A 13252-nucleotide genomic window follows, 5' to 3' on the forward strand; every position below is an offset into this window, starting at 1 on the left:
AGAAGCGGTCGGTTGCGCCCTTGCCTCACCGCATCGTCGCAAGCTGCACCGCCAGTGCGCACGCCCGGTCGTATTCGTCGAGATTGATCCATTCGTCGATCGTGTGCGCCTCGTTCTGGCCGGCGCCGAAGGTCACGGTCGGGATGCCGTGGCGGACCATCCAGTTGGCATCCAGCCCGCCATTGGCGGTGCGGACGTTCGGCGTGCCGCCGACCGCCGATACGGCCTCGACCGCGCGCTTGATGACGGGCTGGCTGTCCTTCATGCGGAACGGATAATAGTCGGTCTCGGCCTTGAACTTCACCTTGCCGGACTTTCCTTGCGCGTTCGTCACCGTCTTGGCCGCCTTCTCGAATGCGGCCTTGTAGGCTTTCGTGATCTCCTTGAAGAACTTTCCGTCATGGCTGCGGCATTCGCCGCGCACATGCACGTAATCGGTGACGACGTTGGTGGCATCGCCCGCCGGGCGCCCTTCGCCGCCGGTGACGGGGCCGACATTGCTGGTGCCCATCCGCGCGCTCGCGCCCTTGCCCTTCACCACCTTGCCGAACCAGCCGCCGGCTTTCACGTCCGCAAGTGCGAGCGCCATGATCATGGTCGAGGAGATGCCGCGCTCCGGCGCGACGCCGGCATGCGAGGCGCGGCCGAAGATCTCGACGGTCCAGCGGTCCGCGCCGACGGCGCCGATGACGACATTGGAGGCCGAGCCGCCGTCATAGTTGAAGGCCATCACCGGCGAGCCCAGCTCGTCCAGCTTGACGTGGCGCGCACCGTAGAGTCCGCTCTCCTCGCGCACGCAGAACAGCAGCGTGATCGGGGGATGGTCGAGCTTCTGCTTTTCGAGCTCGGCGGCCAGCGTCACCAGCACGCCGCAGCCGCAGCGGTTGTCGCCGCCCAGCGCGGTCTTGGCCTCGTTGACGATCTTGCGCCCCGATTTCTTCGGCTTGGCGCCGGCGCAGAGCGGCACGGTGTCCATGTGGGTCATGAACATGATGCGCGGCTGGTTGTGCAGCGCGCCGCGGCCGGGCAGGTCGACGATGAGATTGCCGGTCTCGGTCGGTACGGGAATCCGCGTGTTGGCATCGTCGAGGCGGATCGCCTTCGCCGGCACGCCGCTCTCCTTCAGCGCGGCCATGAGCTCACGCCCGATCGCCGCCTCCTGTCCGGTGACGCCCTCGACCGCGAGAAAGCGCATGAGACGATCGGTGGCGGCTTTGGTGTCGACAGGCATGATTCATTCCCTTGATGCACGATGCCTGTCAGCATCCCCTGCGGTACTCGGTTGTGCAAGGCGGCCTCGACGCATGAGCCACGCCCTTGCGTTGCTAGGCGCGCATGGTCCCGAAAGCGGCCTCGGCTACCGCCCATGGCCGGGCCGTATGGGCGCGGGCATCGCGTCGCACAAATATCTCGCGCGAACATAATGTGTCCGGATGTTGCTGCCCGGTGACAGCTTTGGCGGCGATTCGCTCCTAACTTAAAGGTGTTTTCCGGCGCCGCGGCACGCCGACTCTGCCGAGAGATATTGGGGGCAATGATGCGGATCGCGGCAATTGCGGGAAGTGCCTTGTTGTTCGGTGTCGTCGCGGCTGACGCTGCGGATATGGCGGTCAAGGCGAGGCCGCTGCCGGTCGCCGCCTAGGTCTTCAGCTGGACCGGATTCTACGTCGGCGCCAATGTCGGCGGCGCCTGGACTCCCAGCACCGGCAGCAGCGATGGCGGCGTGCTGTTCCCCGGTTTTATCGTCCTGCCCCCGGTCTCAGGCATCATCACGCTCGTTCCGGGACAGACCGGCACCCTTGCAGGTGACGGCCGCCGCAGCGGCGTCATCGGCGGCGGCCAGGTCGGCTACAATTGGCAGGTCCAGCAATTCGTGCTCGGCGTGGAAGCCGACGCGGTCGGCACCGGTTTGAACGGGTCCAGCGCCAGCGCTTCGCGCACCTTCGGCGCCCCGCTGTTTGCGCCCGCGGTGACGCAGACGGTGACGGTCGATTTCGGTCATGTCGACTGGATGGCCAGCTTCCGCGGCCGCGCCGGCGTCACGGTGGACCGCGCGTTGTTCTATGTCACCGGCGGCGCTGCCGTCGCCGAGATCGGCGGTTCCAGGACCACCGTCGTCAACGGTCCCGGCATTGCCATCCCCGCGGGGTCGTTCTCGGCAGCGAACGGCGGCTCGACCACGCGCTGGGGCTGGACCGTCGGCGGCGGCATCGAATGGGCCTTCAACCCGAATTGGAGCCTGGCCGGCGAATATCGCTACACCGACTTCGGCAGCCGCAGTGTCGCCTTCACAGTTCCCGACGGGTTGGGCGGCGTGCTGGCAACGGGCACCTCGAGCTCCCGGCTGACCGTCGAGCAGGCGACGCTCAGGGTCAATTACCGCTTCGGCGGACCGGTGATCGCGAAGTACTGATCTTCGGGCCCCATGACGGTCTGGAAGCACGCGCGGGCGGCGTGAGCGAAACGCTCAGCCCGTCCCGCGAAGCGGAGACGTGTAGGCCAGGAAGACCCGCACGCCGAGCGCCAGCATCGCGGCCATGAACAGCAGCACCGCCGGCAGCCCGGCGAACGCCGCCACAGCGCCGGTCACCGACTGCATCAGGGCCGCACCGAGAAAGAAGGCGAGGTTCACGGCCGCAAGCGCCTTGCCGGCGACTTGCGCCTCGACCAGCTGGCGGGACATGCCAAAGATCAGCGGCTGGGCGGAGGTCGCAAGGCCGATCAGCACGAACAGCACCAGGTCGTATTCCGGCGGCATCACGGGAACGCCTGACAGCACGGACACCGCGTAACGCGGCGCCCCGAGCGCCATCAGCGCCACCAGCAGCGCCCCCGCCATATGCGTGCCCGCCACGAGATCGCGACGGCGGCCGAGCCTGCGGTCGATCATGCCGATGAGAAGCGGACCTGCGATCATCGCCAGCGTGAACGCGCCGAGCTGGTTGCCGGCCTCGACCCGCGACAGTCCCTTGACCTGCATCAGCCACGGCCCGCCCCACAAGCCGCGCAGCACCAGTGAAGTCGCGAGCGACACCAGCGCCAGAGCGATCAGGCCGCGCAGGGGACGCGAGAGGCCGAGCCTGAGCACCTCGATCATCTGCGACAGCGGAGAGGATTCGTCCTTGTGCTCGGCCGGCTGGTGCGGCACCAGCGCGAACACGGCGAGCGCGACCGCAACGCCGCCAGCTGCGGAGATCCAGAACCCGGCGCGCCAGCCCCAATTGTCGACCACGAAGGCAAGCGGGCTCGATGACAACAGCATGCCGATATTGCCGATCGAGAGGATCGCGCCCGACCACAGCCCGAAGCGGCTTGCCGACAATTGCTTGGCCGCCAGCGTCATCGGGCACATCAGCATGCCCGAGGTGGCGACGCCCAGCATGAACTGCCCGACCGCGAAGCTCGCTGCGCCGGTGGCAAATGCCGACGCCACCGCGCCGAGCACGGTGCCTGCGAGCAGGCTCAGCGACACCGGGCGCACGCCGAAGCGATCCATGGCCGCCCCGACTGGAATCTGCGCCGCGGCGAAAGCGAAAGGATAGATCGAGGTGAGGCTGGCGAGGGCTTGCGGCTCGATGCGGAAGTCCGCCGCCATCAGATCGAGACTGACCGCCGGAATGGTGCGCAGCAAGGTCGAGAGCATGTGGCCGCAGGCGAGCGCGAGCAGCGCAAAGACCAGCGCGCGGGTGCCGTCTCCCGCCTCGTTCGTGGCAGCCGTCGTCATGAGCGTTCGTCCCAGAGAGATTTCGGATTGGCGTACATGATTGGGGGGCGGGCGCCAATGGCGGCAGCGGGACCCCATTATTCCGGAATGTGGCTTCTCCGCATTACTGGCAGCGGTTGCCTGCCGGCCGTCGAGACGAAGCTTAACGGGTGTTCAGGCTTCGGACCGTGATGAACCAGGGCGATCGCCCGGACGTTATGATCGGGAAACGTGGCATCCTGGAAAGCGGGAAGCCCTGATCTGTGGTTGGGCAGCGGCAATGTCTTCCTCCGAGAGTACAGGTCAGACGACCAGTGAGGCGGCCCGCAGGGAGCGGAGGAGAGGCAATTCCTTGCTGGCGGCTTTCGCGGTCGGGTTTCTCGTTTTTAGTGCCGCGGCCGGCGCACTCTATTATGCGTTGCGGCCCGAGATCCTCCGGATCGCCGTTGGACCAGTCGGCAGCGACGATCATAAAGTCATTCAGGCGATGGCCGATGTCTTTGGCGGCGAAAGCCGGGCTCTCCGGCTGCGCCCGATCAAGACCGACGGGGCGGTGGAGGCTCTTGCTTTGCTTCGGGCCGGCAAGGCCGACCTCGCCGTCGGCCGCGGAGATCTGGACATGCCTGCGGAGGCGCAGACCGTCGCCGTCGTCCGTAAGAACTTCGTCGTGCTGTGGGCTCCGTCCGGCCCCGCTGGCAAGGGTTCGAAAAGCAAGGGCTCGAAACAAAAGGCTTCGCCGAAAATCAAGGAGGTCGCCGATCTCGCAGGTCGCCGCGTCGGCGTGATCGGCCGGACGCCTGCGAATGCGGCGTTGCTGCGCGTCATCCTGAGCGCCTCCGGCGTGGAGGCAGACAAGGTCGTCGTGACACACTTCGGTACCGACCAGATCGAGGATCTGGCGCGCGATCCGGCCATCGATGCATTCATGGCGGTCGGGCCGCTCGACAGCAAGATCACATCCGATGCCGTGGCCGCGACCGCGCGGACGCGTGGCGCGCCGAAGTTTCTTGCCATCGAGACGTCGGAAGCCATCGCCCTGAAGCACCCCCGGTATGAAGCGGAGGAAATTCCACCCGGCGTCTTCAACGCGGATCCGGCCTGGCCCGATGACAAGGTTGAAACGGTCAGCGTCAGCCACCTCATCGTCGCGAGAAAGTCACTGCCGGAAACGACGGTCGCCGCCTTTTTCCGTCAGCTCTTCGCAGTTCGCCAGGCGATTGCACGGCAGGTGCCGGGTGCAGCGCACATTACCAAGCCGGACGTCGACAAGGATACCGAACTGCCTGTGCACCGGGGCGCGGCGGCTGTTATCGACGGCAACGAGCGGACCTTCCTCGACCGGTACGGCGATTACTTCTGGTTCGGGCTGCTGCTTCTGTCAGGGATCGGTTCGGCCGCCGCCTGGCTGCGTCGCTATCTGAATCGCGACGAAAGAGAGGAAACCAACAGCCACCGCAACAGAATCCTGGCCATGGTGTCCAGCGCACGAACCGCGGGATCGAGCCAGGAGCTTCTGGCTTTGCAGCGCGAAGCCGACACCATCATCGGCGAAACGCTCGCGTGCTACGACGACGGCGCCATCGAGGAAGATGAGCTCGCGGCATTTGGTCTGGTGCTCGGTCTGTTGAGCAGTGCCATCGCGGAGAGACGGACCGCGCTGCAGCGGACCAACCTCGAGCCCGTGCGGGGCGCGGTGGCCGCACCGCGAGGCTGAGGCGGTCCGAAAATGCGGCTGCTGAAACGTGGCGCAATTGGCCGCAATGTCGACGGATTGAGGGTAGAGCCCAGCGGATCAACTTATGCTTGTGCGCGCCGCCTTCCGACGCGGACGAAGCCTTCGTGCCGCCACGCATCCTGCTGTCGATCGCGACGCTTTCGTCGCCTCTCGCTTTTACCGTCGTTCATCGCCGGTTGATTCGGGAAAAATCGGAACAAAGGGACGAGATCGCTCTTACCCCAGTCAGGAAACCTGCTCATGCTGTGCTCAAAACCATCACGCGTCATTCGCACAACGCTTGATCTTGCAAACGCAAGGCAGGTCAAGTCCGTTCGAAGGCGCCTCAAGATCTCCGATGCCGATCTGATCAGGATCGTCGACAAGATCGGAAACTCTCTGCACGACATAGAGAAGGAAGTGCAGCTCGAAAAGCTCGCGCTCGATGAGCAGGCCAGCAACAAAGGCGGGCTCACGGCCCCCTGATAGATCCAGTCACCAAACGGAAAGGAGCACTTCCATGAACGGCTTGATTTACCTCGTAGGACTAGTCGTCGTGATCGCGGCCATTCTGTCATTCTTTGGCTTGCGTTGACGGTTCTTCTCTGCCGGGCCGCCGCGTCACCCCATCCGGGGTGAAGCAGTCGGCAAGTTCGGGTGCATCAAATGGACGATTTGCACCAGGTGAATACCATCATCGCCACGACCATTTGCGCGTTCTTCAAGGGACATCCCGACGCGCAGATCGGGACCGAAGAGGCGAAGCTGCTGGCGAAGCAGATTGCCCAGGCGCTGGATGAGGCAGGGCTGCAGATTGCCGCCGTCAATCCAGCGCACGCGCCGCACTAAAGCATGATCCGGAAAAATGCGAAGCGGTTTTCCGAGAAGATTATGCGCGAACAAGAACCTAAAGCGCGACGGCGATTCAATCCAAATCTCATCGGGCTTTAGGACGCGGACGCGCTAGCGCGAAGCTATAATTTGATGGAAGTGAGTTGAACGAAGGCGCGGGAGTTGGCGGCAAGCCTGTCGGACCCGCAGACATCGCTATCGACCAGGGCGTGAATTTTTCTCGTCAGACCGCCACGATCGCAAAACCCAGAAGATATCACTAAGTACACGGCGGTTGTTCACCCCAGGAACGCCGCGGGGCTTGCTTGGCAGCGTCGGCCTGATGGCAGCCCATTCATCATCGGCGAGTTCGTCGCGCATGAAGACTTCTACGTCGTGTCTTTTCGAAAGACGTAGCTGTGTTCTTCCGCCATCATCATGATGAGGTTTGGAGTCGCGACCTTGCTTCGACAAGGTGATCCCGACTTTGCAAGCCGGCGGTCGGGTGGTGCCAAGGCAATGGCTCACCGGGGCCGCAATTCCAGAACTCTACCCGTGAAGTTGAGTAACGCGTGGCTCAATGGATCAATCAATCGCTGTCCTTTCAATGAAATGCCTGACAGCGCAGATGGAGCGACTCGATGTCCACGATCACGACTAGCGACGGTGTAAACATCTTCTACAAGGATTGGGGATCAGGTCAGCCGATCGTCTTCAGCCACGGTTGGCCGCTGACAGCGGACGACTGGGATGCCCAGATGACGTTCTTCCTTCATCACGGGTATCGGGTGATCGCCCACGACCGGCGCGGCCACGGCCGGTCCGACCAGCCCAGCACCGGCAACGACATGGACCATTGGGTTGACGACCTCGCGGCCCTGACAGAACACCTCAACCTGCGCGAGGCGATCCACATTGGGCACTCGACAGGCGGCGGTGAGGTGGCTCGTTATGTCGCTCGCCACCAGAAGCGCGTTGCGAAGGCGGTTCTGGTCGCTTCACTGACGCCGAACATGTACCGGAGCGAGAACAACGTGTCCGGTCAACCGCCGGAGTGGTTCGAAGCGATCCGGGCAGGCGTGCTGGGCAACCGGTCGGAATTTTACCGTTTCGTCCCCGAGAATCCGTTCTACGGGTACAACCTCGATGGGGCCAAGCCTTCGGAGGCAATCATTGCGAACTGGTGGCGCCAAGGCATGGCCGGCGGTGCTCTCGCTCACTACGCGACTGTCGCCTCTTGGCTCGAAGATTATACTGAAGACCTCAAGAAGATCACCGTGCCGGTGCTGGTGATGCATGGCGAGGCGGATCAAGTCGTCCCATTCGCTAGTTCTGTGCCGCGTGCGGTCGACTTGCTCAGGAACGGGTCGCTGAAGACCTATCCCGGCTACCCCCATGGCATGCTGACCACGCATGCGGATGTCCTCAACCCCGACCTGTTGTCGTTCATCAGATCCTGACGACATCTCTCATCCATCATCGCCTGCGCACGAAGGAGATGCCGTTTGCAAGGCGGCCGCTCCTTCCAATTCAAGCGACGGTCCACGACAGCCGCTTTTGGCCCTAAAGCGTGATGAGATCGGGTTTGATAGCGACAGCGGAGGTGCGCTCCCTCGCCCGCTTGCGAGAGAGGGGTGGGCAGAGGGTGTTTCCGCAATGGGAGAGGATACAGCTCTTAGTCGGCGCGCGGGACGATGCTTCGCATCGTCCGGAGACGCCGACCTCTTCCGCAAGCGGGAGAGGTTTTCCCTCGCGGCAACCGATTCAATCCAAACCCATCCCACCCTGGTCTTTCTGCTGGTGAGCCGGTGGCGCCGTTAAGCCTCGATGTTGCTTTGTGAACACGAGTCCGAGTCCAGCTCCCTCAGCAGCTTTCCTGCATCGTCCAGCAGCTCCCGGATCGCCCGTCGCTCCGCGATCCGCGCTTGCGTGAAAGTGCCATGCTTGCGCGCGTTGTGGTTTCCCCATGGCGCGCCCGATCCGGGCGCGCCGCCGTGCATGCGGCAGCGGAGCTTGCCGCACACGGCTGGAGCGCGGCAGGCGAAACCTCTGCGGGTCGCGGCGCCGCAGCGCGGGCTTGCGGCCATCGCGCGCGTGTTGCGGATGTGACCGGCGCTCATGCGGTGGCGCCTTGCATGGCTGCGGCCCGGTCGTTTTCGCGCTTGCCGGCTTCGCGCGACGGGACCGGTCCCGCGTTGATCGAGGCGCCGGGCTCGCCGACGGCCAGGTGCGCATGCTGCGCGACGTTCCCCACGATCGCGCTGCCGCCGTCCTGCACCGAGAGATTCTGCACCGTGATCGGACGCTCGCCATTGCCGCGATGACGGTTGAGCGCCTCCAACTGGGCTGCGAAGGTGCGGGCGAGCCGGGTCAATGTGCGCGTGATGCCTTCCTGCTGCGCGAGGTCTTCGGTGAAGGCGAGGCGGCAGGCCGAGCGCATCGTGGCGACGTGAACGGACACCATCTGCGCCGTCAGCATGGCCTCGAGCGAATCCCTGGGCGCGATGCCCTTCATCATCGAGACCATGAAGGCGAGATTGGCCTCGTCAGGCTTTTGCAGGATCACGCTGGCCTTCATCAATTGCTTGAGGATGCCATGCAGCGCGTCGCGGTCGACGGCGCCGAGCGCCTCGGCCATCAGCCGTTCGCCGGCCTGCGCGTCGGGATGCTTGATCACGATGCTTCGTCGGGTGAGCTTGATCCGCGGGGTCGGCCTGCTGCCGTCATATTTGGTGGCGGGCGTCGTGCTGTTGCAAGTCAGGGCTGTCGTCATGTCGATATCTCCTCAGGCCCGCGGCAGGCGTGCGGAGGCTCGCCGGGCGAGACCAATCCGCGCAACTGCCGCGCAGCGGGTTCGATTTTCAGATGTCGATGAAGGGCTTATGCGCGATCGCACGAGGCAGCCCTGGCCCAGCGGGCCGTGGAGCTCACGGTTGTCGCGACGATGCCAATATGCCCCTGATTTGCCCGACGAGTCAAAATCGATTTCGCCACATCCGAAGATTGGCGCCCCCCGCCTAAGCCCTTGTTTCGACTAAGGCCGTCTACTGTGCATGGGGTTGTTTTCGCATTTTTTGTTTGCAGGGGGTGCCGACCTGCCGCGTGGCGGAATGCCGGTGCCCGGACGCGATTGCGAAATCCCGCGTGGCCGCTATTCATGATTTCCGGAGGCGTCGCGCCAACAAGCCTGCACAAGCGGCGCCGTGAGGTCTGGGGAGAAACCAATGCAACGAACCATCCGCCTGCTGGCCGTCGTCGCCGGAATGTGCGCCTGTGCGCTGTCGACGCAGGCCCTGGCGCAGAAATATCCGGTGCGGCCGGTCAAGGTCATGGTCGGCTTCAGCGCCGGCGGTCCGGTCGACGTCGCCGCGCGCATCATCGGCGATCGCTTGAGCAATAGGCTGGGGCAGCCCTTCGTGGTCGAGAACCGCGCCGGCGCCAACGGCATGATCGCCGCCGAAGGCGTCGCGCGCGCGGACGGCGACGGCTACACCATGCTCGCCTGCAACTCCTCCACCATCACGCTCAACAAGACGCTGTTCAAGGATATCCGCTACGATCCGGAAAAGGATTTTGCACCACTCACCACCGTGGTGTCGGCGCCGCTCGTGCTGGTGGTCAATCCGGAGAATCCCAAGACGGCCGATATCAAGACCGTGGCCGATCTCGTCGCCGCGGCGAAGGCTGCGCCCGGCGCGCTGGCTTACGGTTCGGGCGGCAACGGCAACCTTGCCCATCTCGCCATGGAGCTGCTCAGCCAGAAGGCCGGCATCAAGCTGATCCATGTGCCCTATCGCGGCGGTTCGGCCGCGGAGGTCGGCATCCTCGCGCAGGAGGTGCTGGCTGTGTTCGATCCGCTCTCCGCCGTGCCGCTGGTCAAGGCCGGCAAGCTGCGCGCGCTCGCGGTGTCGTCGGCCGAACGATTGCCGTCGCTGCCTGATGTGCCGACCGTTGCGGAAGCAGGCTATCCCGGCTTCGACATCTCGTTCTGGGTCGGCTTCTTCTTGCCGAAGTCGACGCCCGCGCCGATCCTCGAAACGCTGCACCGGGAGATCGTCGCGGCGGCCAAGGACCCGGCGGTCGCGGAGAAGCTCGGCTCGCAGGGCGTCGTGAGCGTGCTCAGCCCCGCCGACTACGCCGCCAAGATCGCCAAGGAGACCAAAGACCTCGCCGAGGTCGTGGCGGCCGCGAACATCAAGGCGGAGTAGGGGCCGGTTGGCTGCGGCGATCTCTACTCGCCGCCAGCCAGTTGCGCCAGGCGGTCGAGCAGCGGGCGTTGTCCCGCATTGATCTTCTCCCGCGCTTCTTCGAGCGTGAACCATTCGGCACGATCGACCTCCGGGAAGACTTGCCGTTTGCCGCTCCGGGGCGGCCATTCCATCTCGAAGCTGTTGCTGCGAACGCTGCGTGGGTCGAAATCGAGCTCGACCGCGAAGCCGGTGACGAGCTTGCCGCCGCGCTGCTTGACCTGACCAAGCGCGGTCAGCGGCTCGGACAGCTCAAGCCCGAGCTCTTCGGCGAACTCGCGCCGCGCGGCGACGTCCGCAGCTTCTTCGTCCGCGTATTCTCCCTTGGGAATCGACCATGCGCCGAGATCCTTGTTCCGCCAGAAGGGGCCACCGGGATGAACCAGAAGCACCTCGAGCGTCCGGCGCTTGCGATAGGCGATGATCCCGGCACTCTTCGATGGCATCGCTGGTTCCGTGCAGAAGGGGGCAGCCGTTCTCCCGGCACGGTCTATCGAGATGCGCCGGATCGAGGAGATCGAGGAGCAAGCAAAATCGGAGCCACTCGTGCGAGTGGCTCCGAACACTAGCCCGAAGGCCGTTCGCGCGATGCGAAGCGAATGGCGCGGGCTTTCGCGCTCTTTCCGGCCGCGCGTGCTGCAATCATGCTGCGTGCCTTGCCGTGGGCTGAAGCGCCTTTCCGCAGCAGGGTTGCGAACCGCTTGCGGGCGCGGCTCGTCGACAGCCGCGCGGCGAGCTGTTCCGCCTTGCGAATGAAAGCAATGGCGGAAGGTGTCAGGTTGACTGGAACCCAGGCCACGTCCTTGGCCTTCGAGAGACTGCCCACACCTTCGCAAGGCGCCTCGCGCGGCAGGTCGATCCGGATCGCAAGCGCCTCCGACCGTTCGGTCCAGTCCTCGGCCTTGGTGCCGGTGATGATGCGGACATAGTCGCGCGTCTCGCGTGGCAGCTCACTTTGTTTGGCAAGCCATTTCTGAATGCGGCCCGGGCCTGCATTGTAGGCGGCTGCGGCAAGGCCGAGATTGCCGAAATCATCGCGCAGCTTGCGCAGGAACCTGGCCGATGCCGGCAGCGCCTTCATCGGATCGAAGGGATCATCGAGCCCGACTTCGGCGGCCGTCTCCGGCATGAACTGCGCGACGCCCTGGGCGCCGGCCTGGCTGACCTCGTTGGACTTGAAGCGGCTCTCCTGCCAGAGCAGGCGGGCAAAGAACGGCACGGGAATGCCGCTGGCCTCGGCGGCTTCGCGAAGCGCATGGCAGAACCGATCTGTCGGTGAAACCGGCTCCTCGGCGACCGGTTCGCTCGCGCGCGGCGGCTCGATCGTTTCCTCATGCGCCGCGCGCGCGTTGGCGAGCTCAATGGCCTGCACGCTGGCGAGGAAGAGTTCGACCACCGGAACCAGTGGGGAGGCATGATTGTTCTGAAGAATGGCGGTGTCGAAAGTTGATGTTTGCCGCGACGCCGATGGATCGAGGTCGCACATCAGAACCAGAAACGCGGCGCAAGCCGCGACGACAAATCGCATTTGCTGAGACAACCTCGAACTGTGGGATGAACGGCCAGCGATGCGCCGGCGATAGGGAGTTCTTAACCTTCCGATTGCGGCAAAGCTGCGGTCTCGTCGGTTCCTTCGGTGTTACTACGGTGTTCCCAAAGAGAAACTGCCCGCGATTTTGCGGATCATTGTTTTCAAAGGAACGAGCGGTCATGGTGCGATGGATGCTTGGCGCGGCGATGTTGCTGGGGCTCGTCTGCCCGGCGCTCGCAGGCAATCTCGACGCAAAGGTAGTGAACGATGCAGCGCGTCCGGAAAAGCCGCCGGCTGCGGACAAGGTCAACGCGCCGGTGACGAAGCTTCAGATCTTGCTCGATCGCGCGCAATTCTCTCCCGGCCAGATCGACGGCAAGCTCGGCGAGAACGCGCAGAAGGCGCTGAAGGCGTTCGCCGAGCAGAACGGTCTCGGCTTCGACAAGATCATTGCCCCGGAACTATGGGACAAGCTGAACGCAGCGAGCGAGGGTCCTGTCGTCGTCGACTACAAGATCACCGACGCGGATGTGAAAGGGCCTTTCCTCAAAAAGCTGCCGGCCAAGCTCGAGGACATGAAGTCGCTGGAGGCGGTGGGCTACACCAGTCCGCTCGAAGGCCTCGCCGAGAAATTCCACATGAGCGAAGAGCTGTTGAAGGCACTCAATCCGGGAAAGTCCTTCGACAAGGCCGGCGAGACGATTGTGGTGGCGAGCGTGCCGGCGCGGCGTGAGCTTCCGCGCATCGCCAGGATCGAGATCGACAAGGCGGGCGCGACGCTGAAGGCTTACGAGGGCTCCGGGCGTCTGGTCGCGTTCTATCCGGCGTCAATCGGCAGTCCGGATCGGCCGACGCCGACGGGGACGCTGAAGGTCACCGGCACCAACGAGCTGCCGACCTATCACTACAATCCCGAGTACAAGTTCAAGAGCGTGAAATCCAACAAGCCCTTCGAGATCAAGTCGGGCCCCAACAACCCGGTCGGATCGTACTGGATCGGGCTGTCGGCGCAGGGCTATGGCATCCACGGGACGGCGGAGCCTGACAGGGTCAGCAAGTCCGCCTCTCACGGCTGCGTCAGGCTCACCAATTGGGACGCGCGCGCGCTCGGCGAGAACGTCAAACGCGGCACGCCCGTCGTCTTTCTCGATGCGCCGACGGACTCCTCCTCGAAGCAGCAGGGCAAGACCACCGGCAAGCGCGCTGCCAATACGCGTTAGAGAATT

At 64.4% G+C, this 13252-nt stretch carries 12 protein-coding genes and 2 pseudogenes; 7 read left to right on the forward strand and 7 right to left on the reverse strand.

Features of this window, described 5'->3' with window-relative positions:
- Window positions 1–25 precede the first annotated feature (25 nt).
- Window positions 26–1231 carry a M20/M25/M40 family metallo-hydrolase gene (locus tag XH83_RS09945; RefSeq protein WP_194406820.1) on the reverse strand — a complete coding sequence of 402 codons (1206 nt, stop codon included), beginning with the start codon at window positions 1229–1231 and terminating at the stop codon, window positions 26–28.
- Window positions 1232–1708: 477 nt separating this feature from the next.
- Between XH83_RS09945 and XH83_RS09950 the strand changes: the two are divergent.
- Window positions 1709–2413, forward strand: a pseudogene (locus XH83_RS09950) (outer membrane protein); the annotation flags it as partial.
- Between the two features lie 54 nt (window positions 2414–2467).
- On the opposite strand, the gene XH83_RS09955 reads toward XH83_RS09950, so the two are convergent.
- On the reverse strand, window positions 2468–3724 hold the full coding sequence (locus XH83_RS09955; RefSeq protein WP_194406821.1) for an MFS transporter: 1257 nt from the start codon (window positions 3722–3724) through the stop codon (window positions 2468–2470).
- Between the two features lie 259 nt (window positions 3725–3983).
- On the opposite strand from XH83_RS09955, the gene XH83_RS09960 reads away from it, so the two are divergent.
- From XH83_RS09960 to XH83_RS09970, 3 genes are all read left to right on the forward strand, one after another.
- Window positions 3984–5417, forward strand: a complete 1434-nt coding sequence (locus XH83_RS09960; protein ID WP_194406822.1) for a TAXI family TRAP transporter solute-binding subunit — start codon at window positions 3984–3986, stop codon at window positions 5415–5417.
- A 261-nt stretch (window positions 5418–5678) separates the two neighbouring features.
- Window positions 5679–5903: a hypothetical protein gene (locus tag XH83_RS09965; protein ID WP_194406823.1), complete on the forward strand. Its 225-nt coding sequence runs from the start codon at window positions 5679–5681 to the stop codon at window positions 5901–5903.
- A gap of 180 nt (window positions 5904–6083) precedes the next feature.
- Entirely contained in the window at window positions 6084–6266 is a 183-nt protein-coding gene (locus XH83_RS09970; RefSeq protein ID WP_194406824.1) for a hypothetical protein, read from the forward strand.
- A gap of 231 nt (window positions 6267–6497) precedes the next feature.
- Here XH83_RS09970 and XH83_RS39690 read toward each other — a convergent pair.
- Window positions 6498–6629, reverse strand: a pseudogene (locus XH83_RS39690) (IS5/IS1182 family transposase); the annotation flags it as partial.
- Between the two features lie 260 nt (window positions 6630–6889).
- Here XH83_RS39690 and XH83_RS09975 point away from each other — a divergent pair.
- Entirely contained in the window at window positions 6890–7708 is an 819-nt protein-coding gene (locus XH83_RS09975; RefSeq protein ID WP_194406825.1) for an alpha/beta fold hydrolase, read from the forward strand.
- A gap of 357 nt (window positions 7709–8065) precedes the next feature.
- Here the strand turns inward: XH83_RS09975 and XH83_RS40305 are convergent, their stop codons facing one another.
- On the reverse strand, window positions 8066–8368 hold the full coding sequence (locus XH83_RS40305; protein WP_371746313.1) for an HGGxSTG domain-containing protein: 303 nt from the start codon (window positions 8366–8368) through the stop codon (window positions 8066–8068).
- Complete coding sequence (locus XH83_RS09980) at window positions 8365–9021, reverse strand: hypothetical protein (protein WP_194406826.1); 657 nt, start codon at window positions 9019–9021, stop codon at window positions 8365–8367. The genes XH83_RS40305 and XH83_RS09980 overlap by 4 nt, the downstream gene beginning before the upstream one ends.
- 451 nt (window positions 9022–9472) lie before the next feature.
- On the opposite strand from XH83_RS09980, the gene XH83_RS09985 reads away from it, so the two are divergent.
- Window positions 9473–10456, forward strand: coding sequence for a tripartite tricarboxylate transporter substrate binding protein (locus tag XH83_RS09985; RefSeq protein ID WP_194406827.1), 984 nt, complete (start codon window positions 9473–9475; stop codon window positions 10454–10456).
- 23 nt (window positions 10457–10479) lie between these two features.
- On the opposite strand, the gene XH83_RS09990 is transcribed toward XH83_RS09985, so the two are convergent.
- Both XH83_RS09990 and XH83_RS09995 read right to left on the reverse strand, forming a co-directional pair.
- Entirely contained in the window at window positions 10480–10941 is a 462-nt protein-coding gene (locus XH83_RS09990) for an NUDIX domain-containing protein (RefSeq protein ID WP_194406828.1), read from the reverse strand.
- Window positions 10942–11060: 119 nt separating this feature from the next.
- Window positions 11061–12023 carry a lytic transglycosylase domain-containing protein gene (locus XH83_RS09995; protein ID WP_194406829.1) on the reverse strand — a complete coding sequence of 321 codons (963 nt, stop codon included), beginning with the start codon at window positions 12021–12023 and terminating at the stop codon, window positions 11061–11063.
- Between the two features lie 182 nt (window positions 12024–12205).
- Between XH83_RS09995 and XH83_RS10000 the strand changes: the two genes are divergently transcribed.
- Window positions 12206–13246, forward strand: a complete 1041-nt coding sequence (locus XH83_RS10000) for a L,D-transpeptidase family protein (protein ID WP_194406830.1) — start codon at window positions 12206–12208, stop codon at window positions 13244–13246.
- Window positions 13247–13252 lie beyond the last annotated feature (6 nt).

This window comes from Bradyrhizobium sp. CCBAU 53351, from assembly GCF_015291745.1.
GTDB lineage: Bacteria > Pseudomonadota > Alphaproteobacteria > Rhizobiales > Xanthobacteraceae > Bradyrhizobium.